Origin of the sequence: Haematobacter genomosp. 1 (assembly GCF_002196855.1) — a bacterium.
In the GTDB taxonomy this organism is placed as follows: domain Bacteria; phylum Pseudomonadota; class Alphaproteobacteria; order Rhodobacterales; family Rhodobacteraceae; genus Haematobacter.
Genome location: NZ_NIPW01000008.1, coordinates 13794 through 38577 on the forward strand (window position 1 = coordinate 13794; position 24784 = coordinate 38577).

Below are 24784 nucleotides of genomic sequence, written 5' to 3' on the forward strand. Positions count from 1 at the left end.
CGGCGGCCAAGATGCTGCTGAGTGGAACGGCAGCCTCTGAAGGGCGGAAAAGATCGTGCCAACTTCCCGCCTCGGGAACGGTGCTAGGGCGATCAGTCACGACCCGGGAATCCTGCCGACCCCCTGCGTTGCGCCGCTTCATGGCCCCAAAACCGGTGATGGCGGCCGCCGCGCGCGGGGAATTGACTTCCGGCGCGGCGGGCGCGCCTGCGATCAGCGGTCCATGATCGCCACCGCGCGGCACCACCCGGCAGAGGCTTTCTCGATCTTCACCGGAAAGCAGCTTATGGTGAAACCGGTCGGCGGCAGGGCTTCGAGGTTGTGGAGCTTTTCGATGTGGCAATATCCGGTGTGCCGCCCCGCCTTGTGCCCTTCCCAGATGAGCGAGGCATCCCCCGTCCGGGCGAATTTCCGGGCGGTGTGGACGAAGGGCGCGTCCCAGCTCCATCCGTCCGTCCCCGTGACCCGGACGCCGCGGTCGAGCAGATACATCGTCGCCTCATACCCCATGCCGCATCCGCTGCTGACATAGTCCGGCGCGCCGAATTTCGCCCCCGCCGCGGTGTTGATCACCACGATGTCGAAGGGCTGCACGTCATGGCCGATGCGGGCCAGCTCCGCCTCCACCTCCGCGGCGGTGACGACATGGCCGTCGGGCAGATGGCGGAAGTCGAGCTTCACCCCCGGCCGGAAACACCAGTCAAGCGGGATGTCGTCGATGCGCAGCGACGGCTTTCCACGGTCCTGGGTGGGGTGGTAGTGCCAGGGCGCGTCGAGATGCGTGCCGTTGTGGGTGGAAAGCGTGACACGTTCCACGGCCCAGCCCTCGCCATCGGGCAGCTGGTCCGCCGTCAGGCCGGGGAAATGGCCGAGGATGGAGGGCAGGCTCGCCCGGTGGTCGATATACTCCACGCGCGGGTCGTTGCCGGGCGGATCGGCGGGGATGTCATTGGCGATCGGCACCGAAAGGTCGATGATCGTGCTCATGCGCGTTCCTCCTGTTGCACGGCGATGCGGTTGCGCAGCACGCCGATCCCCTCCACCTCCAGTTCGATCACGTCGCCGTCGGAGAGGAACCAGCCGTTTTCCAGACCGCAGCCGTTACCCACCGTGCCGGAGCCGAGGAATTCGCCGGGATGCACCCATTCGTCCTGGCTCACATGGGCGAGGATTTCCTCGAAGCTGAACAGCATCCCCTTGCTCACGCTGTCGCAGACGGTGCGCCCGTTGATCCGGGCGGTCATACGCAGCGCATAGGGGTCGGTGATCTCGTCGCGCGTCACGATCCAAGGGCCGAGCGCGTTGGAATTCTCGAAGCTCTTGCCCTTCGACGGGCCAAGACGGCCCTGCATCTCCTGCATCTGCTGATCGCGGGCGGAGAAATCGTTGAAGATCGTGTAGCCGAAGATATGCTCGCGCGCGTCCTGTGCCCGGATGTTCCGCCCCTTGCGCCCCGTCACGATGCCGAATTCCAGCTCGTAATCCATCACCCGGCTGTAGCGCGGCCAGACAACGGTTGTCTCAGGCCCTGTCACGGCAAGGCGGTTGGTAAAATAGAAGATCGGCATCCGGCTGTAGATCTCGGGCAGCTCCGGCAGCACGCGGTCCATGATCCGCGCGACCTCCGCTTCGTCGCCCGCCCTGCGGGCCTCGGCCAGTGCCCGACCCTTGCCGGACCCGGATTGCGCGATGTGAACGGGAAAGGACATGCCGTCGCGCATCTGCCGCGGCTCCGGGAGCGGCGCCAGCAGCGCGGCCCCCTCCAGCGGCAGTATCACCGACGGGTCGGTTCCCCGTGCCGCCACGCGCTCCCGCGCCGCGTCCAGCCCCGCATCGCCCGCGTCGATAAGGGTGAGCATGGAGGCGAACATCGCCTGCTCCCTCTCCCCTTCCGCCGCCGCGGCAAGGTCGAGGATGGTCCCCGCCTGCGTATCGACGACACCGATCCGCGCGCGGTCCTCCGCCCGGTAAGTGGCAAGCTTCATTACGATCCCCCCTTGCTGCATCCGCCTTGACATGATGCACAATTATCAGGATTGTCGATAAAATGCGGTGGAGTCAACGGGAGGGTTGCCTCCGCATGTCCTTGGGGGAGGGGATATGAAACAGCGTTACTCGCTTGTCCTTGTGACAGGTCTGGCCGCGGTGCTGGCAACGGGCGCTCTGGCAGAGAAGATCCATGTGGGCTGCACCGCCTCAGCCGATTGCGGCACCGCAATGATCGCCGTGGACAAGGGCATTTTCGAAAAACACGGGCTCGACGTGGAGATGACGCGGATCGGGCTCAACTCCAATATTCCGCCGGCGCTGCTTTCGGGATCGCTGGAGATTGGCGGGCCGACGTCATCGGTCTTCCTGCAGGCGGTGGATGGGGGACTTGATCTCGTCGCCATCGCCGGGGCCAGCCGGATGCACGAGGCGACGAACAACGGAACCCTCGCCATCGTGCGGGAAGGCGTGGTGATCGAAAAGGCGCAGGATTTCGTCGGCAAGAAGGTCGGCGTGCCGGGCTTCGGCGCCTATATCCACATCCTGTTCAACCGTTACCTGATGGAAAACGGCGTGGATCCGGCCGATGTGAACATGGTGGAAACCACCTTTCCTTCGATGCCGGATGTTCTGCGCAACGGGGCGGTGGATGCGGTGCTCACCGGAGGGCCAACGGTGCAGCGCATCCTGTCGGCGGGCTACGGGCATGAGGGGCCGCGCTTCATCGCCGAACTGGGCGGCTCGGCGCCGATCATCTTCTATGCCTCCACCCGCGACTGGGCGGAGAAGAACCCGGAGGCTGTGAAAAAATTCCGCGCCGCCATCGAGGAAGCTGCGGCTCTCGCCGCGACGGACAGCGATGCGGTGGTGGCTTCGGTGGCCAAATTCACCGAGCAGGCGCCGGATCTGGTCCGGGCCACCGCGCCATCCAAATACGACGCCACTCTCACGGCGGAGGATTTGGGTTGGTGGCTCGACCTGATGAAAGCGCAGGGGTTGCTGCAGGGCAATGTGGACCCCGCAACGGCCATCGCGCCCTGAGTTGAAGCCTTGCAGGACACCGACCCGGCCCCTGAACAGACCCTGGCGGAGCGCGCGGCTCTCCGCCTGCGGGCGGGTATCCTGTCGGGCAGCCTGCAGCCGGGCGAAAGGCTGGGCGTGGTGGGGATCGCCCGGCAGTTCGGCGTCGGCACCACCCCGGTGAGGGAGGGCCTGTCGCGGCTGGTCTCGCAGGGGCTGGTGGTCGCCATCGGCCGGCGCGGCTTTCGCGTCAGCGAGATCAGCCGCGCGGATCTGGCCGATCTCACCCGCCTGCGCGCGCTCGTGGAGGTGGAGGGGCTGCGCCTTGCGATGGAGCGCGGGGACGACGCGTGGGAGGCAGGGATCCTCTCCGCGCTGCACCGGTTGAAGGCGCTGGTGCGCCGGGCGGGCATGGAGGCGCTGGAAGGCACGCCGGACTATGACGTGCTGCACAAGGCGTTCCATATGGCGCTGCTATCCGCCTGCGGGTCGCCCCGGCTGATGGAGAGCGCCTCGGCGCTCTACGATCAGGCTTACCGCTACCGTCGACTGATGCTGCGCCGGCTCACCGATCCCGATCATTTCGGATCGGTGCATGACACCCTGGCGCAGGCGGCGATCGCCCGCGATCATGCCTTCGCCGCGCCGCTTCTGGTGCGCCATCTCGAAACCACGCTGTGCTACGTCTACCCCGACGAGGGCGGTTGACAACAATGGGTGCAAAGTGAGCGCAGAGGTCAAACTCGCCTTCGACAGGGCCTCCCTCGCCTTTGGCGCAAAGGAAATCCTGCGGAATATCTCCTTCACCGTCCCGGCGGGACAGTTCCTGTGCATCATCGGCGCATCCGGTTGCGGCAAGACCACCGCCCTGCGGCTGGCTGGCGGGCTCTATACCCCGACAAGGGGAGAGGTCCGGCTGGATGGCGCGCCGATGCGCGGCCCGCGCGCCGATGTCGCCATCGTCTTTCAGGATTACGGGCGGGCGCTGCTGCCGTGGCGGACGGCGGCGGGCAACGTATCGCTGGCGCTGGAGGCCGCGGGTACGCCGCGGGCGGGCCGGGCGGCGCGGATCGAGGAATTGCTGGTTCTCGTCGGCCTTGCGGGGCAGGAGAAGAAATTTCCCTCCGAAATGTCGGGAGGGATGCAGCAGCGCTTGCAGATTGCCCGCTGTCTTGCACAGAACCCCTCCGTGCTGCTGATGGACGAACCCTTCGGTGCGCTGGATGCGATGACACGGCAGGGCTTGCAGGACGAGGTGCTGGACCTCGTCTCCCGCACCGGCACCACCGTGGTCTTCGTGACGCATGATCTGGAGGAGGCGATCTATCTGGGCGACCGGGTCATCGGCCTCCTGCCGCATCCGGGGCGGGTGGGCATCGACGTGCCGGTGCGGCTGGCGCGTCCGCGCAGCCAGTTGGAGACGCGGGAGGAGCCGGAGTTCCTGAGGCTGCGGCGGGAACTGTTCGATTTCATCCGCGAGTCGGAGGCATGAGAGCGGGCTGGACCGGCGCGATCCTGCCCGTCGCCGCGCTGGCGGGGCTGGAGTTCTGGCTCCGCAGCGGCGGCATCGTCAGCGACACATTAGCCCCGCCGAGCGCGGTGGCCGCGGCCCTGCTGGGCGCGCTCGGCGACGGTTCCATCCTGCGGGCGACCGGAGAGACCCTGGCGGGCGCCTTTGGCGGGCTGTTCGTGGGTGGCACGCTGGGCCTGCTGGCGGGGATCCTCTTCGCCGTCGTGCCCCGGCTCGACCGGGCGATGGAGGTGACGATCGAGGCGATCCGCCCGATACCGTCGGTGGCCCTCCTGCCGATCGCGCTCATGATCTTCGGCTTTGGCTACGGGATGGAATTCGCCATCGTCGGGAAGTCCTGCTTCTTCCTGATGCTGATCCTGACGCGGGCGGCGGTGCGCGGGGTGGAGCCGCGCCTGCGGGAGGTGGCGCGCGCGCTCCGCCTCTCGCGCAGCGCGACCATCGGCAAGATCATTCTGCCCGCCATCCTGCCGCGGCTTTTCGTGGCCTTCCGGCTGGCGGCGAGCCTTGCGCTCGTCATCTCCATCACTATCGAGATCGCGGTCAATCCGCAGGGGCTGGGCTACGGGATCATGACCGCCCGGCAGGCGCTGCGGCCGGAACTTATGCTGGCCTATTTCCTGTGGATCGGCTTCGTGGGGCTTGCTCTCAACGGGCTGCTGCTTCTCGCCCAGCGGAACCTGTTCGGCCGCGCCGCGCTGGTGGAGGCGAGGGGATGATGGCGCTGCCGCATCGGTTCGGCGACCGGATCCTGAGCTTTGCGGTGGCCGCGGGCGTGGTCTGGATCTGGTATCTCGTCTCGGCCTCCGGCATCATCTCGCCGCTGTTCCTGCCGGGGCCGGAGCGGGCCTGGGCCTCGCTGGTCAAGGGGTTCCAGAACGGTACGCTGGTGCGGCAGACGATGGGCACGCTCCAGCACATGTTTTTCGGCTGGCTGGTGGCGTCGATCCTTGGCGTGGTGCTCGGCTCCGCCATCGGCATGTCGCGCGCGGCACGCGCCGCCGCCATGCCGACGCTGGAATTCCTGCGTCCGCTCCCCGCCTCCGCCGTCATCCCGCTTGCCATCGCCTTCCTGGGTCTGTCGAATTCCATGGCGACCTTCGTGATCGCCTTCGGGACGATCTGGCCGATGCTGCTGTCCACGATCCACGGCTTCGCGACGGTGGAGCCACGGCTCTACGAGGTGGCGCGCGTGCTGAACCTCTCCCGCATGGAGACGATCCGCAAGATCGTGCTGCCCTCGGCGCTGCCCGACATCCTGGCGGGGATGCGGATCAGCGTGACCGGGGCGCTGATCCTCTCCGTGGTCTGCGAGATGATCGGCGGGCTGGAGGGGCTGGGGCATTACATCATGGTCTCGGCCCGGCTCTACCGCTCCCCGGATCTCTTTGCGGGGGTGATCATTCTCGGGGCCATCGGCTACGTATCCTCTACCCTCGTTAGCCTTGCCGAGGCCCGCCTCCTGCGCTGGCGGGAGCGGGGGCACTGATCGCCGGACAGCAGGCTGTCAGCGTCGGACTGACAACCGGACGCAGGTTCGTCGTGTGCGAGTTCGTGATCTTGTTGTCCGCTTCCGCATGGGCTGATCCGCATTGTCTGTCCACATTGCTTGAAGGAACCGGCGATCTCCGCACCTTCTTCGCGAAAGCCTGACGGAACGTTCGCTACTCCGGCGCGGCTTCGCCCTGTCGCCGGGTGATACCGGTTCGCCCTATCCCGTCCGGTAGAAATACCGACCAGCGGCGCCCGGACAGGGCTGGCCCGCAGCAAGGTTGAGGGCGTCGATCCCTTCGGGCGGGCTGGAAACCGCCACGTCCAGCGCAACAGCCAGATGCCCCCTCACCGATCTGCCTTTATCGCGCACTTTGGTGTTGACCCTTCAGAGGGATCTTTACTCATCGGTTCAAGAAATCATGGGGTTAAGCGAAATCCTTACGGGGGTCGGTCCGCATGCGGTCAGCCGATCCCGGATCGCCTCCTCTGCGCTACCGGATCCCGTGATGCAAGGACGTCATCTCCAGCTACACGACGGGGGCTGGAGGTTGCGCCAGCATTCAGGTGCCCGCCATGGCTCGTGCAGTCCTGTCTTTCACGACTTGCGACCCACCAGTGACGGCGGGCGGTGCCGATAATCTTCGTCCCTGCCTCTGCGGGGAGGCTATCTTTCTGCCCGTATGACAGCTCCCTGCCGGAGCCCGGTTTCCCGCCGGCGCCGCGCTTCATGGCGCTGATGGGGTGATTAGCGGCGCCATTCCGTCTCCCTTCCGAAGCGGAGAGCCGTTTGCCGCGTCCCGTCGAACCGGCTACACTTCGCACCATGCGGCTTTTGGTGGTTGAGGATGAGCGGGATCTGGCGGGGGCGGTCGTGGACCACCTGCGCGCGCAGGGCCATGCGGTGGACTGGGCCGATGACCTCGGCGCGGCGGAAACCGCGCTCGGCGTGACGGATTACGATCTTGTCATCCTCGATCTGCACCTGCCTGATGGCGACGGGCTCGATCTGCTCCGGCGGCATCGCCGCGCGGGGCATCGCACGCCGGTGCTGGTCGGCACTGCGCGGGACCGGATCGTGGAGCGCATCGCGGGGCTGGAGGCGGGTGCCGACGACTATCTGGTGAAGCCCTATGATCTCGATGAAATGCTGGCCCGGGTCGCCGCGATCCGTCGCAGGGCCGAGGGCCGGGCGGAGCCGGAGCGGCGCTTCGGCGCGCTCTGCCTGCTGCCGGAACGGCGGGCGGTGCGGCTCGACGGCCAGCCGGTGCATCTGACGGCGCGTGAATGGGCGGTCCTCGAACGGTTGAGCCGCAGGCCGGACACGGTGGTCAGCCGGGCGCAGCTTGAGGACGCGCTCTACGCCTTCGGCGAGGAGGTGGAGAGCAACGCCATCGAGGCGCATGTGAGCCGCCTGCGCGCCAAGCTCGGCCGCGGGGCTATCGAAACCGTGCGCGGCTTCGGCTACCGGATGGGGCGGGGATGAGCCTCGCACGCCGGCTGGCGGTGCTGGTCAGTCTCGCGCTGGCGGGGGTCTGGCTGCTGGCGGTATTGGCCATGGCCGCGATCCTGCACGGCGAGCGCGACGAGCTCTACGACCAGCAGCTTCAGGTCTCCGCCACTGCCTTTCTTCCGGTGCTGAGCCGGGCGTGGGAGGCGGGGATGACGGAGGCGCCCGGCTATGGTGTCGCCCCCCCCGGACCCGGACCGGAGGAGGCGCTGCTCTACCGGCTGCTCGATGCGCAGGGCGGGGTGCTCATCGCCTCCCCCGGCGCGGAGGCCTTGCCCCCGATGGCGCCCGGCCGGATCGAACGAACAGCCACTCATGTGGTCTATACCACGCCCGTCAGCCCTCGCGGTTTCGCCATGCAGTTCGCCGACCCGCTGGCCGAAAGACGGGAAGCCTATCGCGAGAGCCTCACAAGCTTCCTGCTGCCGATGCTGGCGGTGCTGCCGGCGGGATTTCTGCTCGCGGGCTGGGCGGCGCGGGTGGGCCTCCGCCCGCTGGAGACGCTGCGCCGCGCCATCGCGGCGCGCGACAGCCGAAGCCTCGACCCGATCGACCCAGCGGGCGCCCCGGCGGAACTGACGGCCATCGTCGCCACGTTGAACGGGTTCATCGCCCGGCTCGATCAGGCGCTGGAAGGGGAGCGCGCCTTTGCCACCAACGCCGCGCATGAGTTGCGCAACCCGGTCGCGGTGGCGCTGGCCCAGGTCCAGCGTTTGCGCCAGGAGAATGCCGACCCCGCCGCCGCCGCCCGAATCGCGGCGGTGGAAACGGCATTGAAGCGGATGTCGCGACTGGTGACGCGGCTTCTCCAGCTGGCACGCGCCGATGCCGGGATCGGAGCGGCGGCGGCGCCTGTGGATGCCGCGCGCATCCTCTCTCTCATTGCGCCGGAGGAGGCTCGCCTGACCCTGCCGGGTGGGCCGGTGCCGGTGCGAATGGATGCCGATGCGCTGGCCATCGTGGCGGGCAACCTCATTGACAATGCGCTCCAGCACGGCAGTGGCGGCGGGGTGGAGGCCAATCTGTCGGAGGATGGCCAGCTGCGCATCCGCAATGCCTGCGCGGTGATCCCGGCAGAGGCGCTCATGACGCTCACCACCCGGTTCCGGCGCGGTGGTGGGGCGGGCTTCGGCCTCGGTTTGCATATCGCGGACCAGATCCTGCGGCAGGCGGGCGGGCGGCTGGAGCTTGCCTCTCCCGTGCCGGGGCGAATGGAAGGTTTCGAGGCACGCGCCATTCTGCCGCGCTGAGCAGGAAGGGGAGGGCGGGTCGATCAACCACCCCGGGATCCCGCGGGTTTCCGTCTGCGGGGAAAGGGGAACATCGTTTTCGCCAGACCCCTCGGCAAGCTCCCCGCTTCCCAGCACGACCATCATGACACGGGCGAACCCCTGTGAGGCTGTCGAAAAGCCCTGACGCCTATCCTCCCGAAATCGGGAAATCGGCCCGGGAGCGCCCCGAATATACAGATTCCGCCCGGATTTCATCAGAGAGCGAAGGATACCGCTCTGACGCAGCCCAAAAGCCTTTTCGGCAGCCTGCCAGCAATGGCGCCCGCTCCGCCGCGGTCGATCACGGAAGCGTCAGGTGGAGCGGCCCGGCATCGTCAGGTTGCCGTAAGTTTTCTGATGCTCATGGCGGGGACCATCCATTCGGAGAAGCGATGTTCCCCCGATCCCCCCATGCCCTCGCGGCGCTGTTTCTCACGCTGGTCCTGCCGGGCGGCTATGCCGCTGCCCTGCAGCATCAGCATAATTTCCACCCGATCATTGCCGGTGAGGCCTATCGCTCCGCTCAGCCGGATGCCGATGACCTTGCCCGCTGGAAGGCTGAGGAGGGCATCCGCAGCGTGGTCAACCTGCGCGGCGCCAATCCCGATGCGGACTGGTATCGCGAGGAGATCGCCGCCGCGCGGACTCTGGGCCTTTCCCATGCGGATTTCGCCATGTCTGCGTCGCAGGATCTGTCGCAGACCAAGGCCGAGGCACTGGTCGCCCTGCTGGACAGGATGCCGAAGCCGGTGCTGATCCACTGCCGGTCCGGCGCCGACCGCACCGGGCTGGCCGCCGCGCTCTACCTCGCCATGCGGGGGCAGGGGGAGGCGCAGGCGGAGCGCCAGATCTCGTTCCGCTACGGCCATGTCTCGCTGCCCTTCACCGCGGCCTGGGCGATGGACCGCAGCTGGGAGACGCTTGAAGGATGGCTGGGCTATGCGAGCTGACCCGATGACCACCCTGTCCGACCGTCATGCCGGTTCCCTCCTCCAGCGGCTGCGCATCCCCCTGTTGCGGGCGCTGTTCGTGCTCCTGCTGGTGCCGATCCTGTTCATCCGCTCCGCCTGGACGGATATGCCCGCGATGGCGTTGCTGCTGCGGATCGCGGGGGTGTTTCTCGTCTTCGCCGCCGTTTTGGGCCGGTTCTGGGCCATCCTCTACATCGGCGGGCGAAAGAACCTCGGCGTCATGCAGGACGGGCCCTATTCGATCTGCCGCCACCCGCTCTACCTCGCCTCCACCATCGGGGCGACCGGCCTTGGCCTGCTGTTGCAGAGCGTCACGCTGGCGATCCTGATCGGGGGCGTCACCTTCGCCGTGCTGCTCGCCACGGCACGGCAGGAGGAGTGCAATCTCCGCGGCATCTTCGGCACAGCCTATGACGACTATTCCCGCGTCACGCCACGCCTGCTTCCCGATCCGCGCCTCTTTCGCACTCCGCCCGAGGTGACCTTCCGCCCGGCGCAACTACGGGTCAACTTCGCCGATGCGCTGGTCTTCCTCGGGTTCATCCCGCTGGCGGAGATCATCGGGCTTCTACATGCGCAAGGCTGGCTCGCGGGCCTTGCGTTTCCCTAGCAGGTTGCTGAACGGGGCAGTCCGGGGGTCGCGCTGAGGCAGAGGTTTTCCCCGCATTGCTGGGCCCGGACGCCGCAAGTTCCGGATCAGGAGCGGACCGATTTACCGGCGACGCATGCGCGGTGATGCCCGACTTTTTCAGCAGCCTGCCAAGTGGCTTAGCCGGCGGCAAAGCACGTGATGCTCGGTTTGACTGGCCTTCTGCCAAGGTCGGTCGTCACCGGAAAGCGGGTCGCCGGTTCTGAGCGTCACAACGCGCCCCGAAAGCGGGTCACAGGCGCTCAAAGCGATCATGCATCCTGTTGACGGGGCCATGGAATGTCTGACCATCGCCCCGGGGTTCCCTCCGGGCGATGACCGTGGACGGGTTGCCCTGCGGCTAGTAGCACATGCCCTGCGACGCCGATTCCATCTTGCGCGCAAGGCGACGGAGAGTGCGGCTGTGGTCGCGATCACTGGACAGCACCCACAGCCCGTCGTTCAGCCGCCGGATGGACGGGGGCTGGTCCAATGCCATGCTGACCGTGCCGTGCCACATGAAATCCCGGCTCAACTCTCCAGTCGGGGATAGAGCCGCGACCGGCGCCAGGTCATGGCGCATGCGATATGGGTGAAACTCCGCCCGCTCCGCGCCTCCACCAGCCCGCAGGTGCTCCGGCCAGCGACAGCGACGCCAAGATCATGGGTTCGTGGTGCGTGTCATCGCAATTCGGTCGGCCTGCCATGGCTCGCTCCTGCGGGGTCAGGGTGGGGCTTGCCACGATATAGCTTTGCGGGGGGAAAGAATCCGGCGATGGCCGCGCGGGGAACGAACATCCATTGCGCCGGACAGGCGAGGCGTGCGGTGTCTGCGGCAATGCTTGTGGAATTGCCGTATCGTGCCGCGGCAGCGCTTCCTCCAGCAGAACGGTTTCCGGCTGCACTTCCTTCCATTTTCAGTTGACATGCAGGTAAATACCTGCATATATGTTCCTGCATGGTCGGGGAAGCGATCATCCGACCGGACTGACGCCCCCCACGGCTGACGCTGTCTCCCATGTGCTGACCATGCGACAAGGTGACGACCCAGCGCGGGCACGATTGCTGACAGTCGCCCGAGGCTGCTCCTGCAGGGAGCATCAGGGCGGGTGACGAGGGGCGGCAGGCTTCATGATGAAGTTAGCCGTCGCGGGAAAAGCGCGACCCCGGAACAAGAGTGCGGGCGAGAGTTCGACCAACAGACTGCCAAAAGGGCTTTCGAGTCTGCACGGGAGCGGAAATCGTTCGCCGGAAGCTGCACATTCGAAACATTCCGGGGCAGGTTTCGATTTCCAGAGCATAGGCATGAGACTTCAGAACTTTTCAGCAGCCCGCCAAAGAGCGAACTGAGCGAGGGAACCGGATGGATGCCGACAGGGTCTTCAAGGCGCTGGCCGATCCGAGCCGCAGGAAGCTGCTTGATCTGCTGTATGAGAAGAACGGCCAAAGCCTTGGCCAGCTCTGCGAGGGGCTGGATATGACCCGCCAATCGGCAACGCAGCATCTGGAAATCCTCGAGGCCGCCAACCTAATCGGCACGGTTCGGCGGGGCCGGGAGAAGCTGCATTTCCTCAACCCCGTGCCTCTGCACGACATCTACGAACGCTGGGTCCGCAAGTTCGAACATGAACGGCTGCGGCTGCTTCATGACCTGAAACAGGAACTCGAAGGAGACTGACATGACCGGCCAAAACGCGACATTCCAATATGTCACCTACATCCGCGCGACACCCGAGACGGTGTTCGAGGCGATCACCCGGCCCGAGATGGCGCGGGTCTACTGGGGGCATGAGAACATCTCCGACTGGACGCCCGGCGCCCGCTGGCAACATGTCCGTACGGATGCCGGACGAACGGTTGACCTGGTGGGCAAGGTGGTGGAGCACGCGCCTCCCCGGCGCCTGGTGATCACCTGGGCGAATGCCTCGCAGGCAGAGGATCCGGCCGCCTACAGCCGCGTGACCTTCGAGCTGCAGCCATATGACGACATGGTGCGGCTGACCGTCACGCATGATGGTCTGATCCCCGGCAGCGGCATGCTGAACGGCATCAGCAAGGGCTGGCCCATCGTCCTGTCGAGCTTGAAGTCCTTCCTGGAGACGGGTCAGGCTATGGATGTCTTCGCCGAGCCAGTCACGACGGCCTGATCCGCGACGGTGGAGGACGACGGTGGGGCAATCTGCGGACGAGTGCTCAGGCAGGTCAAACAGCTCGGGCCGCTCCCCGCAGATACGCATCGCGGGTCATGACGCAGGAAAGACCAGATGCGGCCCTGACAATCAGCGGTGATTCTCCGCGCCCGTCCTCCCGCAGTTCCGGCCATGCGCATGGTCCAAGCGGCATCGGCACCCCGAAAGGGCAGCGTTCCAGTTCGGCGGAAACGCTTGTCCGATCATCTGTTATTTGGGTCGCCAAGCGGTATGCTTTCATCGCGCGAAGCTGCCCGCACCGTCGATGGAGGCGAGTTCACCAAAGCGCTCCATGGGAAATTCAGCCACGAATCATCCGAACGGCATGAAGATACATTTCCGTAGCCGGTGGGGGAACCGAGCTTCGGCACCGCTCGGGTCGGGATTTCGGTTCCGCGCGTTCCAGTCCCTTGCGTGGGCCACGGCTGCATCGCATTCTGGGTCAGCGCATAGGTTGGAGCACGGATGACTTCTGACAGCACCCGCAGTGAGATCGGGGAACTGATCCTCAGGGTAGCGCTCCGAGACCGGCTGGCGTTCGATGGCCTCTATGGCGCCACCTCTGCGAAACTTTTCGGCACCTGCCTGCGTGTGTTGAAGGACAGGGCAGAGGCCGAAGAAGTCTTGCAGGAGGTGTTCATCAAGATATGGCTGAAGGCGGACAGGTTTGCCGTAACCGGGCAAAGCCCGATGACATGGCTGATCGCCGTCGCCCGGAACCAGGCCATTGATCGGCTACGGAAGCGGCGCGAGGCGGCCTCCGATCTTGAAGACGCCGCACTCGAAATCAGCGACCCTGCGCCCGGGCCGGAAGCTCGGGCGGTTGCCTCCGGGCAGCGCCGACAGCTTGATGGTTGCCTTGACGAGCTTGAGGCGGGCCATGCCGAAGCTGTGTGTGCTGCCTATCTGGAGGGGCGCAGCTACGCCGATCTGGCGGCCCACCACGATGTGCCGCTGAACACGATGCGGACCTGGCTCAGGCGCAGCCTGATGCGGCTGAAGGAGTGTCTGCAAAGATGAGCGACACCGGACCGGATCATGACCTCTCCGAAGGCGGCGACGATATCCTTGCCGCGGAATTCGTGCTGAGGGTGCTGCCGGATGCCGAGCAGGACATGCTTGCGCGCCGGGTTGAAACCGATGCGGCCTTCGCCCGGCTCGTCGCGGACTGGGAGGAGCGACTGTCCCCCATATCCGAGGGCTTTGTCCCTGTGGACCTTTCGCCTGCGGTCAAACGCGCGCTGGATGTGCGGCTGTTCGGCACCCTCCCGGCGAAACCGGGTTTGTGGGGCAGTCTTGGCTTATGGCGCGGTCTGGCCGGGGCAGCGACGGTCGCCTTCCTCCTCGCTTCGGCGCTACCCCTGATCCGCACGGCGCCACCCACGGACCGCCTCGCCGCCTCGCTGACGGCCGAGGGAAGCGGCGTCACGTATCTTGTGCTTTACGATTCCGCCACCGGCAGCGTTAGCCTTGCGCATATGGCGGGTGAGCCGGTCGAGGGGCGCGACTTCCAGTTGTGGATCGCGCGCGGTGCGGAAGCCCCGGTTTCACTTGGCGTGATCCCGGCAGGCGTATCCACGAGGGTGGAGGTCACCGGCCGGAACCGGGCGCTGATGACCAGTGCTGCTCATATGGCGATCAGCCTGGAGCCGCCGGGTGGTTCGCCCACCGGTCAGCCGACGGGGCCGGTTGTTGCCGTAGGCGATCTGCTCGACATCTGACCCCCCAGAAATTCCGGCCGCGCACCAAAAAATCACGGGTGGCTGAAACTTTCCCACGCCCGCCTTCGTGACTTCTTCCGTCCCCCGATCACCGGGCTGACATTTCTGGGAGGAAGTCAGATGAAGACCTCTACCAAAGTGCTCGTCGCAGGCTGTTTCGCGCTGGCAACTGCCGGGGCCGCGCTGGCGGCGAACAATCCCATGGTCGGCGGCGCCGCCATGTTTGCCGACAAGAACATCGTCCAGAACGCGATGAACTCGGCCGATCACACCACGCTGGTGGCCGCCGTGAAGGCAGCAGGGCTGGTCGAGACGCTGCAGGGCAAAGGGCCATTCACCGTTTTCGCCCCGACCAATGCCGCATTCGAGGCCCTGCCCGCCGGCACCGTCGAGACGCTGATGAAGCCCGAAAACAAGGAAATGCTGGTCCAGGTCCTGACGTGCCACGTCGTCGGCGCCAACGCCATGGCAGCCGATGTACAGAAGATGGTGGCTGACGACGGCGGCAAGCATGTGATCGAAACGCTGGGCGGCTGCAAGATCACGGCCGCGGTCAAGGATGGCATGGTTACCCTGACCGATGAAAACGGCGGCGTGGCCCATGTCACCATCGCCGATGTCGTGCAGTCGAACGGCGTCATTCACGTCATCGACAAGGTTCTGTTGCCGAAGAGCTGATCCTCCGGTGCAGCCCGGGCCATGTCCCGCGCGGTCTTTCCCTCCCGCACGGGCATGGCCCGTTGTCGCCGGGTCTTCTGGCAAAATCCAACCAAAGAAGGAATTTTCTCATGAGCGCGATCAAATCGGTGACGGCTGCACTGCTGCTGTCATCTCTCGCAGCCCCTGTCATGGCGGGCACGGTAGTCGGCCTGTCGGGTGAAAATGAGCTGCACCGGCTCGATACCGACAGCTGGGTCCGCACCGGCGGCGTGACCGTCACCGGTGTCGAGGGGCGGGTGTTGGGCATCGATGTGCGCCCGGCGGACGGCAGGCTCTATGGCGTCTTTGCCGATGGCACCCTCGCCACCATCGACCCCATGACCGGTCTTGCCACCAAGGTCAGCACGCTGGCGGTCATGCTCCCCCGAGGTGCCACGGCCACGGTTGATTTCAATCCGGTCGCAGACAAGCTGCGCGTCATGGGCAGCGATGGCACGAACCTGCGCGTCACTGTGGAAACCGGCGAGGTGGTGGCAGATGGCAGTCACGCTTATGAAGACGGCACGGCTCCGAACATCATCGCGGGCGCCTACACCAATTCCCACGCCGGGACAGAGAAGACCCAGCTTTTCAACATAGACGGTGCGGCCGGCTGGCTTGTCCTGCAGGATCCGCCGAATGACGGCAAGCTGAATGCGTTGGGCGAGATCGGCGTGAAACCGGCCGAAGCGGGGTTCGACATCGCATCGGACGGCAAGGGCGGCAACGCAGCCTGGCTGGTGGTGAAGGACGGCTTCCATTCGGTCGATCTGGAAAGCGGCAGGACAACCGAGATGGGCAAGATCGACGGGATTAGCCTCCGCGACATCGCGATCCTTCCCGCAACGTAGCTCGCCCGCACTGTGGCAGGTGCTGCCGGTCCGGTTCGTGCTGCGGTCCGGGGACGACGCCTCCGGGCTGCAACCAGGGTGGGATGCTTAGCAGGCTGCTGAAAAGTCCTGAAGTGTCATGCCTATGTGCCGGAAAACGGAAATCGGCCCGGAAACGCCCGGATATATATGGATTTCCGGTGTCGTCAGATGGCGAACGATTTCCGCTCCAACATAGGCCAAAAAGCCTTTCAGCAGCCTGTTGGGCGCGGCGTCGGCGGGCGCGGGCATTCATCCTGACGGACGTGAGATCGGCGCCGCGTCAACCGCTCCTCGCGTCCGCCACGCGCGTCAGATATAGGGGTCTGGTTATGGCACGCGCTCCGACGATCACTGTCACCCGCATGGGTCAGCTATCGCTGCTGGACTGGAGCAGGCCGAAATTTGGGGAGCGCATGGTGCAGATCAGACCCTTTTCCCCATAGTCGAGCTCCACGTCTCCCTCAAACTCCGCGGCTAGGACCTGGCGGATCAGGAAGGTGCCAAAACCTTTCGTCGCAGGGGAGGCAACGGGTGGTCCATCGATCTCCTTCCAGACGAAATGAAACGATTGATCATCGGGCCCAAAGGTCCACTCCACGACGATCTTTCCCGCGTCCACCGACAAGGCCCCGTATTTGGTCGCATTGGTGCCGAGCTCATGCAGGGCCAGCGTAAGGGCGAAGGTTCTTTCGTCATTCAGAAGCACCTCCGGGCCGGAGGCCGAGACGCGCGCTTCCGCGTCCTGATTGAAACGGGCGACCGCATGCCTGACGATATCGCGAACCGACGCCTGACTGTTTTTGCGCAGGGACAGGATGTCCTGCGCTTGTCCCATCGCATCCAGACGTTCGATCAGCTTCTTATGCAGATCCTCCTTGGTGAGCGAGGTGCGGGCGGTCTGGTTCACTACGGCGCGCACCAGCGCATAGGAATTCTTCATGCGATGGATCAGTTCACGATTGCGCAAGTCCGCGCCTCTCTCGAACCGGACCTTGTCGGTGGTCTCTACCACGGTGTCCATGAATCCGCAGACCTTGCCGGTCTCATCAACCACGGGGCTGTAGGAGAAGGTGAAGAACGCTTCCTCCATGCGCCCGGCGTGACGGGATACTTCGAGCGGATAATCCACGATAAAGGTGGATTGGCCGGACATCGCTTTTTCCGCAATCGGGCCGATATTTGCCCATGCTTCCGCCCAGATCACTGAGAAGGGGAGGCCGATGCAGTCCCCCTTTTCGCCGAGGATCGGAACGAAAGCGTCGTTGTAGATCGCGATGTGCTCCGGTCCCCAGCACAGGCACTTTGCAAAGCCGGAACGTATAACGAGGCTGACCGTCGTTCGAAGGACCGCCGGCCACGTTTCGATCGGTCCGAGCGGGGTGCTGCTCCAGTCGTGCATGGCGACCTTGCGTCCCATAGCAGTGGAGAGATCGAGAAATGGATACCGATCAGGCATTCTGGGAGCGCTTTCAAAGCTGTCGAGGATGGCGACCGGATCTTACGGAATTTCCGAGAAGTAGTCTCATGCCGACACTTTCACAAGCGGCGACGTGAACAGCGCATGATGCCTTCGGCTTGTGTAAAGACTTCGGCGCAAGGAAGCTCATCCGCCGCCGTTGCGGTCCGAACCCTTCCTGAGCGCGGTCGAGAACACTGCTCGCCACGGGCCCGAGCCTCACTGTGCAGCGCGGCGAAGGCATGTCCTCTGTCCATGACCCATCACGAGGGCTTACGGCAGATGTGCCGTCCAGGCCGGGTCTTCGAACTTCTCGCGGGCAAGTTTCTGCGCTTCGGCCATTTCATCAGGGCTGACGGTGCCGGAACGGGCCCCGTAAAGGCTGGAGAAGGTCTCCAGCATCCGCGCCAGCACGGCCTCCTGGCTCAAACCGGTCTGGCTGCGCACCGGATCGACCCGTTTGCCGGCCGAAGCGATGCCCTTGTCGGAGATTTTCTCCCGGCCGATCCGCAGCAGCGCCATCATCTTGTCCGCGTCCATATCGTAGGCCATCGTGACATGGTGCAGCACAGAACCCCCGGCATAGCGCTTCTGCGCCGCGCCGCCGATCTTGCCCTTCGGCGAGGTGATGTCGTTCAGCGGCTTGTAGCTCGCTTCGATCCCCAGGGCATTCAGTGTTTTCAGCACCCATTGGTCAAGAAACGCGTAGGAGGCGGCGAAATCCATGCCGTCCACCAGTTCGCCCGGAGCATAGAGCGAGTAGGTCAGCGCCGCCCCCGGCTCAACGAACATCGCGCCGCCCCCGGTGACGCGGCGCACCACCGTGACCCCAAGCCGGTCCGCCGCTGCCATGTCCACCTCGTTGGAGAGCGACTGGAAATTGCCGATGATGATCGCGGGCCGGTCCCAGTGCCAGATCCGCAGCGCCGGTCGCCTGCGCCCTGCCGCCACCTCCCGCGCGAGCACATCGTCCAGCGCCAGATGCAGCGCTGGTGCGGTCGGGCCGGTATCGAGAATTTCCCATTCGAAGTCGTGCCAGGACTTGGCAAGTCCCAACGCCCGGCGGACGGCGATTGCAACGGACTCGGCGGTAAACCCGACAAGAGCCGCCCCCGGACGGAGATTGTCCCTTATGGCCATGGCCAGGTGCTCCGGTGGAGTATCCGCAGCAAGACCGGTCAGCGACCTTGTGATGTCATCAAGCGCTTCAGTCGGCTCGAGAAAGAAATCGCCCGATATCCGCAGATCGGCCAAGCGACCCTCGCGCACTTCAAGATCCGCAACCACCAGTTTCCCGCCGGGAACCTTGTATTCGCCATGCATGCAGAAGCCCTTTCCTTGCGCCGCGCCCAACGGGAACGGTGATGGCACGTGTTATGTCCGTCAGGACGGAGGGTACAGCGTCAAAGTTGGCCGCTGCCGGGCGCTGCCTGTCCGTGCGCCGGCAATGCGAGCGGTGGAGGCATACTACCTGGGATCAACCGCCTCCGTGGCGGTGCGACCCCTGACGCTTCCTCAGGGAATCTGTACGCGAGATGGCGCATGCTGCGCGCGCGCGGGAAAGCGGCGTCAAAGGCTGCCACGGCAGGACGGCAATCCTCCGTTTTGTCCTCGAACGCACGGAAGCGGGTGAGTTCAGACGTCACTTCGCCCAGCCCCAAAGCATCCTGCATTGTGTCCGCGCGCGCGGAAGCCGCTGGGCTACGGCATGCTGAGCGGCGAAGCGGAAAGTTCTGTGCTCGCACGCGTGGATGCGGCCACGGCTGACACCGAGCGATCGACCTCCCCCGAGTTCTGCGCGCGCGGCAGCAGCTTCCCAGACGGCGGGATGCGCTTGGTATGTTGTATCCTCGAGCGCGCGGATGCGACGCTCGCAGGTCATGCACAATGCAGGGACAACTCAGTCCGTCCGTGCGCTGATCCAGCGCTCCGCCACGCCGTCGTGGCATAGACCTGTGGGCGTTGGTCTTCCTTGAGACCCTTGCGGGAGATATGCGGGAAGTCATCAATCCTTGATTTCGATCGTCCGGGACCGGTACGGCGCCGGTTCCGGCTGCCCGCTGTCTTAGGCCGCGAGGTCCCCGGAGCAGGGGGAGAGACTACTCCGCAAGCTGCAGCATTGTCTTGATTGCGCGGCGTTCATCCATAGTCCTGTAGCCTTCGGCGATCTCCGCGATGGGAAGGATCAGGTCAAAGACCTTGCCGGGCTGGATCCTGCTCTGGAGCACACGTTCCATCAGGTCAGGAAGGAACCGCCTGACGGGGGCGGGGCCGCCCAGCATGCGCTGCTGCCACAAGAACAGCTGTTGGCCATCGAAACTCACGCCATGCGGCACGCCGACATATCCGATGGAGCCGCCGGGGCGGCATACACCCATGGCCTGCTGCATGGATTGCTGCGTTCCAACGGCTTCGATCACCGACTCGGCGCCGATGCCATCGGTCAGCTCCATGATGCGCTGGATGCCATCCTCTCCGCGCGCTGCCACGATGTCGGTCGCCCCGAACTCCCGGGCAAGTTTCGCGCGGCCCTCGTGTCGGCTCATGGCGATGATCCGTTCAGCGCCAAGCTGGTGCGCCGCCATGACCCCCATCAGGCCGACCGCCCCGTCGCCCACGACGACGACCGTGCTACCCTCGCGCACATTGGCGGCTACTGCGCCATACCAACCGGTTCCCAGCACGTCTGATGCTGCCAGCATGTCCGGGATCATTCCCGTGTCGGGGATCTCGGTGGTTGCGACGAGCGATCCGTCCGCAAGCGGCACACGGGCGTAGGGCGCTTGTGCTCCGGTCATGAACTCCCGTTGCTGGCACGATGACTGGAAGCCGAAGCGGCAGTGCGGGCAGGTATTGTCCGACAGGCAGAAGCTGCCGACGACGAACTGGCCCGGTCTGATCGTGCGGACTTCGGACCCCACCTCGACGACGATGCCGCAATATTCGTGTCCCATGTGGACTGGCGCGGCCTGCGGCTGCAACCCGCGATAAGGCCAGAGGTCGGAGCCGCAGATGCAGGTGGCCGACAGCTTGATGATCGCATCCGTGGGTTTGACGATCTCCGGATCCTCGACATGTTCGTAGCGAACGTCGCCGGGCCCGTGCATAACGGTGGCATACATGACGCTATCCTTTCGTCAGGTATTGTATTGGGCGTCGGTGACCTGTTCCATCCAGGTGACCACCTCGCCGTTCTTTACCTCCTGAACGGCGATATGGCTCATGCCGGTATCGGGGGAGGCCCCGTGCCAGTGGCGCTCCCCCGGCGCGAACCAGACGACATCGCCCGGGCGGATCTCCTCGACCGGTTCTCCCTCCCGCTGCACCCGCCCTCGCCCGAAGGTGACGATGAGCGTCTGTCCGAGCGGATGGGTATGCCAGGCGGTGCGGGCACCCGGATCAAAGGTCACATGCGCGCCCTGAACACGCTCCGGGGCAGTGGGGTTGAACAGCGGGTCGATACGGACCTTGCCGGTAAACCAGTCTGCCGGCCCCACGGCGGAGGGCCTCGCCCCCGCTCGAAAGATTTCCATGGCGGTATCGATGCGATGCGATGCGATGCGATGCGAAATACTGTTGGGCAGGGTTTTAGGAGTTTTGCGACATACGCCACCTGACGCGAACCACCTGTTCCGTCCCCGATCCAAGCGGGACAACCGAAGTGGCAGGGCTGGTCGATACCTGCGTCCCGCCACTGACGGTAGCGAGGAGAAACCGGCGGGGTCCGATGACACCCTCGGTCATCCGCATCAGAACCGGCCCTTACGAAATGCCGGTCGCCAACCGGCTGATGACTACGTGTCCCGCCGTGCATGTCGCGATCCCGATCGAAGCCCGGTTCGTCGATATCTTCACGGGAATGGGGTGGGGCGTATCCCCGCCGCGGACCGTATCGGAAGGCGGATAATCCGCCTCCCTGGCCGTAGGGTCATGTCAGCGCAGCTCGCCGATCTTCCAGAACAGCGTCTCGCCCGAGCTGTCGTCCACTCCATCGTTGTCGGTGACGATATAGGCATCCCCCGCCGCGTCGAAGGCCAGACCTTCCACCTTGTCCACCACATAGCCGTTGGTCAGCTTCCGCAGTTCCGGGATCAGGTCGCGCACTTCCTCCTTGGTCACGAGCGGCAGAGCGTCACCGATCTTGGCGGGTTTCAGATCCGTCAGCGGGATGCGGAAGATCTTCTTCAGCTTCGCCTTGTCGCCGATCAGGTTGTCGCGCTCGATCACGTAGGCGTGGTCGCCGTGCACGGCAATCTCCGACAGCCCGACCCAGCCTGCGCCCTTCTTCTCCAGCGGATAGCGCACCGCGCCCCATTCGCCGTTGTCGAGATCATAGGCGAGAAGCTTGACCTCGCCCTTCGCGTCGTCGCCCCATTCCCGCTGCATGGCGAGCCACAGCGTGTTGCCGATGCGCGCGATCCCTTCCGCGCCGAACCGCGTCTGATGCGGCAGAAGGTTCAGGGGCAGGGATATTTCCTTCTTGATCTCCCCCTTTGCATTCACGTTCAGGATGGCGTGGGGCACGAGTTTCGCCGGGTCACCCTCGTTGGCCAGCCAGTAGCCGCCGTTGCCGTCCGGGGTAATCCCTTCGATATCCAGCTTCTGTGCCGGATCGCCATTGCGGGTGACGGTGATGCGGTTGGTGATCCGCGCGGGCGTGACGGTCGCGTCGATCTCATAAAGCGCAGGTGCGGCGAAATAGACGCTGTCGGATGCCGCAACCAGATGGCCGGGCTTCCCGTCCACCCCGGCGAGCGCACCCAGAGCACCCCAGCCGATCAGGTCATCCGCCCCGGCGGAGGTGAGCATCGGATAGGCCGGCGCTGCATCGGAGAGTTCATAGAGCATCACATGGGCGCGGGCGCCGCCGTCCTCGCCCAGATCGGCCTCGTTCGCGGTGACCAGCAGATTGCGGGCGGGAATGGCGACCACGCCCTCCGGGCTGATGCCGGAGGGCAGAAGCTGCACGAGTTTCGGCTGTGCCAGATCCCTCAGCTCATAGACCGCGACGATGGAGGCGCGTTCCGATACCACGAAAAGATAGGGCGTGTCGCCGTAGCGGGCAAAATCCACGCTCTCGATCTCCACCCCCTTGGCGCGCGAACGCTTCTCTGGATAGTGGCCGATCTCCGCGATGGCCCGCTCCAGCGAAGTGCCTGAATCATGGATCAGGGTACCGTCCTTGCGGAAGATGCTGAAGCCGCGGCTGCCGCCTTTCCAGTCGCCTTCGTTCGCGATGGCGAAGTGATCCGCGTCGATCCACTTCACCCCGTCGGGCTCCCGCCGGAGCGGCGCAGTCGTCTCGGTGAAGGAGAGGCGCCCGTCCGTTTTCGTATCGACCCCGTTGAGCACCACCTCGCCCGCGGAGAAATGGGAGGCGACCCTGCCATCTGCCCCGATCACGACGATATGGTTGTTTTCCTGCAGCGTCACGACGATCTCGCCCGCCGCGTTGATATCGACAAACTCCGGCTCCGGGTCTTCGCGTCCGATCGCGGCGAGGCCGGTGAGTTCGATGCGCTGCAACCGCGCGCAATCGACCGCGCCGCCGTTGAGCGGCAGTTTCAACACGAACCCCGCCGGCATCTGGGGAAGAGCGCCATCGCCGGCATCTTCATCCCGCTCATTCTCCACCGCGATGGCGACGAAATTGCCGTCGGGCGCGACGGCGACGGAATCCGGCTGGCCGCCGATATCGCAGGAAGCGATCTCCTTCGCAGAGGCGATATCCACTGTCACGAGCCGCCCGGAAGGCCGCGTGTAGCTTTCGGAGGTATTGACCGCGACGACCGCGCGGTCACCGATAATGTGCGCGGTCGTCGGCTCCCCGTTCAGCGCGACATTTCCAAGCGGCCTCGGCGCGCGCGGGTCGGTGATATCGATGAGACCCAGCACGCCGAGCGGGCTGTCCGTATAGATCAGCCGGTTGCCATCCTCCGATACAGAGATGATCTCCGCCGAGGAGGCGCGCGACACATCTTCCCCGTCGGCCATGTTGGCGATGACCGGGAATGTCGAGATGCGGTTGAAGCTGTCGGCGAGCGCCGGAGCCGATATGAGCGCCAGCACCGAGGCGGCGGAGAGCAGACGGGCGGACATGGGAACTCCGTGATTGATCGGCGCGAGCAGTGGCGGAGTTTCGTCGCAGTTCCGTAACGGTCAGATGAATATTCCATGTCGCGCGAAGGCCGGGCGGCTACGGATCGTCTCTGGAGGGGGAGGTGGCGGCGACCCCAGGGAGGAGGAGAGGGTCGCCGCGCTTTTCCTGGACTCGGGGAGGAGGATGAGTCCTGGGAAACACATCGGGCGGTTCTAGCGCCCGTTTGCATGAATTGGGGTGCGAGCCGGTCGACTGCAAGAGTGGCGGTGCGTTTACGTCACGGAAGGCAGATCATTATAGTAGGGACCGGAATCTCTACCGGTCCCTTATGCACATCGCTCGACGGCTGGGCTGTCCCTTGCCGAAGCAGGTTTAACTTGACGTGTGTGAGGGGTGCTCCATGTGACCCGCCGCCGGTTCTTATTAGGGATTCAAATGATGAATCCCTCGAGCTTTTTGCGCAGCAGGAGCCGCGAGATACGATGCCCCTTGCGCCCCGCTCCAGCAAAATGTCACCCGCGGAGTTCGTCGATCCGCTGGTAGGCGAGACTTCGAGAAATTTCTTGCTCTGCTCGGGACATGGCCAGCGATCCGAGTAGTCCACCCCCCGAACTCATCGAATACGACGGCGCGTGAGCCCAGTGAGTACCAAGAATTTAGTAGAAAAAGCAAATAGCTATACCAAACCTGGATTCGATTTGGACTGCGCAGGAAGGGATTGCTCTCCGCCTACCTTCGGTGAGGGACCGGTCATTTTTTCCCTGGAGGAATGCGGCATGATCTGACTTTGCGCCGGCCCAGGGCTGCTCCTGAAGCCGGGGCGAATGCCATGTGCGTTCTGGAAATAGTCAACCGCTAACGGCGGTAAAGTCCGGCAAGAATGCATGACGACCAAAGATCTAGCATTGTTCCAGACGATTGCGGGGAATCGGGTGAAAGAGATAGCAAAAACGCCAAAAAGTGCAGGGTTATGCCGCATTGACGAGGAGCCGGCGACTGGTGCCGCGTGTCCGACTTGAACGGACGACCTACCGCTTACAAGGCGGTTGCTCTACCAACTGAGCTAACGCGGCGTACCGTCTCCGGTTTAAGCGCTTCCTCGTAGCACTCCGCTTCCTCAGGTTCAATCCGTTCTTGTCCAGAGTGTGACTCTCTCTTTGCAGATTGTACGCAGTTGATTTGGACAGTTTGACTAGGGACAATGAAGTGAGGCCGTAGAGTTTTCCGGCGAGATTGAAGAAGGGTTTCCCTCTTAAGAGGGAGGAAGGGCCGCCGTGCCCGCGCTGCTGATCCGGTTTTGATCACCGGTGGCGATGACTTCGAGTGTGGCCTTGAG

24 protein-coding genes and 1 tRNA gene are annotated in these 24784 nt (G+C 64.8%); 15 read left to right on the forward strand and 10 right to left on the reverse strand.

Features of this window, described 5'->3' with window-relative positions:
- Positions 1 to 213: 213 nt before the first annotated feature.
- Together CDV49_RS05380 and CDV49_RS05385 are read right to left on the reverse strand one after the other, a co-directional pair.
- Entirely contained in the window at positions 214 to 987 is a 774-nt protein-coding gene (locus CDV49_RS05380; protein ID WP_088214550.1) for a cyclase family protein, read from the reverse strand.
- Complete coding sequence (locus CDV49_RS05385) at positions 984 to 1985, reverse strand: fumarylacetoacetate hydrolase family protein (protein ID WP_088214551.1); 1002 nt, start codon at positions 1983 to 1985, stop codon at positions 984 to 986. Before CDV49_RS05385 ends, CDV49_RS05380 begins: the two co-directional genes overlap by 4 nt.
- Before the next feature lie 115 nt (positions 1986 to 2100).
- On the opposite strand from CDV49_RS05385, the gene CDV49_RS05390 reads away from it, so the two are divergent.
- Genes CDV49_RS05390 through CDV49_RS05410 form a run of 5 tightly spaced genes read left to right on the forward strand, consistent with a single transcriptional unit; the run spans position 2101 to position 6029 of the window.
- On the forward strand, positions 2101 to 3030 hold the full coding sequence (locus tag CDV49_RS05390; RefSeq protein ID WP_088214552.1) for an ABC transporter substrate-binding protein: 930 nt from the start codon (positions 2101 to 2103) through the stop codon (positions 3028 to 3030).
- A 9-nt stretch (positions 3031 to 3039) separates the two neighbouring features.
- Positions 3040 to 3717, forward strand: a complete 678-nt coding sequence (locus CDV49_RS05395) for a GntR family transcriptional regulator (protein ID WP_088214553.1) — start codon at positions 3040 to 3042, stop codon at positions 3715 to 3717.
- Between the two features lie 16 nt (positions 3718 to 3733).
- Positions 3734 to 4501, forward strand: coding sequence for an ABC transporter ATP-binding protein (locus tag CDV49_RS05400; RefSeq protein ID WP_218821901.1), 768 nt, complete (start codon positions 3734 to 3736; stop codon positions 4499 to 4501).
- Positions 4498 to 5259: an ABC transporter permease gene (locus tag CDV49_RS05405; protein ID WP_088214555.1), complete on the forward strand. Its 762-nt coding sequence runs from the start codon at positions 4498 to 4500 to the stop codon at positions 5257 to 5259. Before CDV49_RS05400 ends, CDV49_RS05405 begins: the two co-directional genes overlap by 4 nt.
- Positions 5256 to 6029: an ABC transporter permease gene (locus tag CDV49_RS05410; protein WP_218821902.1), complete on the forward strand. Its 774-nt coding sequence runs from the start codon at positions 5256 to 5258 to the stop codon at positions 6027 to 6029. Before CDV49_RS05405 ends, CDV49_RS05410 begins: the two co-directional genes overlap by 4 nt.
- A 222-nt stretch (positions 6030 to 6251) precedes the next feature.
- Here CDV49_RS05410 and CDV49_RS20805 read toward each other — a convergent pair whose 3' ends face one another.
- A complete protein-coding gene (locus CDV49_RS20805) occupies positions 6252 to 6383 on the reverse strand; it encodes a hypothetical protein (protein ID WP_256947252.1) in 132 nt (43 codons plus the stop codon).
- Positions 6384 to 6857: 474 nt separating this feature from the next.
- On the opposite strand from CDV49_RS20805, the gene CDV49_RS05415 reads away from it, so the two are divergent.
- From CDV49_RS05415 to CDV49_RS05430, 4 genes are all read left to right on the forward strand, one after another.
- Positions 6858 to 7517, forward strand: coding sequence for a response regulator (locus CDV49_RS05415; RefSeq protein ID WP_088214711.1), 660 nt, complete (start codon positions 6858 to 6860; stop codon positions 7515 to 7517).
- Positions 7514 to 8791, forward strand: coding sequence for an ATP-binding protein (locus CDV49_RS05420; protein WP_088214556.1), 1278 nt, complete (start codon positions 7514 to 7516; stop codon positions 8789 to 8791). The genes CDV49_RS05415 and CDV49_RS05420 overlap by 4 nt, the downstream gene beginning before the upstream one ends.
- 413 nt (positions 8792 to 9204) lie before the next feature.
- Positions 9205 to 9762 (forward strand): phosphatase domain-containing protein, encoded by a 558-nt coding sequence (locus CDV49_RS05425; RefSeq protein ID WP_218821903.1) that lies wholly within the window; start codon positions 9205 to 9207, stop codon positions 9760 to 9762.
- Positions 9752 to 10393, forward strand: coding sequence for a methyltransferase family protein (locus tag CDV49_RS05430; RefSeq protein WP_256947253.1), 642 nt, complete (start codon positions 9752 to 9754; stop codon positions 10391 to 10393). Before CDV49_RS05425 ends, CDV49_RS05430 begins: the two co-directional genes overlap by 11 nt.
- Before the next feature lie 379 nt (positions 10394 to 10772).
- On the opposite strand, the gene CDV49_RS05435 is transcribed toward CDV49_RS05430, so the two are convergent.
- Positions 10773 to 10994: a hypothetical protein gene (locus tag CDV49_RS05435; protein WP_088214558.1), complete on the reverse strand. Its 222-nt coding sequence runs from the start codon at positions 10992 to 10994 to the stop codon at positions 10773 to 10775.
- A gap of 780 nt (positions 10995 to 11774) precedes the next feature.
- Here CDV49_RS05435 and CDV49_RS05440 point away from each other — a divergent pair.
- The 6 genes from CDV49_RS05440 to CDV49_RS05465 all read left to right on the forward strand — a co-directional run bounded on the left by CDV49_RS05440 (position 11775) and on the right by CDV49_RS05465 (position 15871).
- Entirely contained in the window at positions 11775 to 12089 is a 315-nt protein-coding gene (locus CDV49_RS05440) for an ArsR/SmtB family transcription factor (RefSeq protein WP_088214559.1), read from the forward strand.
- Position 12090: 1 nt separating this feature from the next.
- On the forward strand, positions 12091 to 12558 hold the full coding sequence (locus CDV49_RS05445; protein WP_088214560.1) for an SRPBCC family protein: 468 nt from the start codon (positions 12091 to 12093) through the stop codon (positions 12556 to 12558).
- Positions 12559 to 13065: 507 nt separating this feature from the next.
- On the forward strand, positions 13066 to 13620 hold the full coding sequence (locus CDV49_RS05450) for a sigma-70 family RNA polymerase sigma factor (protein ID WP_088214713.1): 555 nt from the start codon (positions 13066 to 13068) through the stop codon (positions 13618 to 13620).
- Positions 13617 to 14321 (forward strand): anti-sigma factor, encoded by a 705-nt coding sequence (locus CDV49_RS05455; protein WP_179209125.1) that lies wholly within the window; start codon positions 13617 to 13619, stop codon positions 14319 to 14321. The genes CDV49_RS05450 and CDV49_RS05455 overlap by 4 nt, the downstream gene beginning before the upstream one ends.
- A gap of 120 nt (positions 14322 to 14441) precedes the next feature.
- Positions 14442 to 14999 (forward strand): fasciclin domain-containing protein, encoded by a 558-nt coding sequence (locus tag CDV49_RS05460; protein WP_088214561.1) that lies wholly within the window; start codon positions 14442 to 14444, stop codon positions 14997 to 14999.
- A gap of 110 nt (positions 15000 to 15109) precedes the next feature.
- Entirely contained in the window at positions 15110 to 15871 is a 762-nt protein-coding gene (locus CDV49_RS05465) for a DUF4394 domain-containing protein (protein ID WP_088214562.1), read from the forward strand.
- 388 nt (positions 15872 to 16259) lie between these two features.
- Here the strand turns inward: CDV49_RS05465 and CDV49_RS05475 are convergent, their stop codons facing one another.
- From CDV49_RS05475 to CDV49_RS05505, 6 genes are all read right to left on the reverse strand, one after another.
- On the reverse strand, positions 16260 to 17291 hold the full coding sequence (locus CDV49_RS05475) for an HWE histidine kinase domain-containing protein (RefSeq protein WP_256947254.1): 1032 nt from the start codon (positions 17289 to 17291) through the stop codon (positions 16260 to 16262).
- A gap of 330 nt (positions 17292 to 17621) precedes the next feature.
- Complete coding sequence (locus CDV49_RS05480) at positions 17622 to 18671, reverse strand: lipoate--protein ligase family protein (protein ID WP_088214565.1); 1050 nt, start codon at positions 18669 to 18671, stop codon at positions 17622 to 17624.
- A gap of 776 nt (positions 18672 to 19447) precedes the next feature.
- Positions 19448 to 20470, reverse strand: coding sequence for a zinc-dependent alcohol dehydrogenase family protein (locus CDV49_RS05485; protein ID WP_088214566.1), 1023 nt, complete (start codon positions 20468 to 20470; stop codon positions 19448 to 19450).
- Positions 20471 to 20485: 15 nt separating this feature from the next.
- Positions 20486 to 20881 (reverse strand): (R)-mandelonitrile lyase, encoded by a 396-nt coding sequence (locus tag CDV49_RS05490; RefSeq protein ID WP_088214567.1) that lies wholly within the window; start codon positions 20879 to 20881, stop codon positions 20486 to 20488.
- Positions 20882 to 21281: 400 nt separating this feature from the next.
- A complete protein-coding gene (locus CDV49_RS05500; protein WP_088214569.1) occupies positions 21282 to 23447 on the reverse strand; it encodes an esterase-like activity of phytase family protein in 2166 nt (721 codons plus the stop codon).
- Positions 23448 to 24445: 998 nt separating this feature from the next.
- Positions 24446 to 24521: transfer RNA gene (locus CDV49_RS05505), tRNA-Thr, on the reverse strand.
- Between the last annotated feature and the right edge of the window lie 263 nt (positions 24522 to 24784).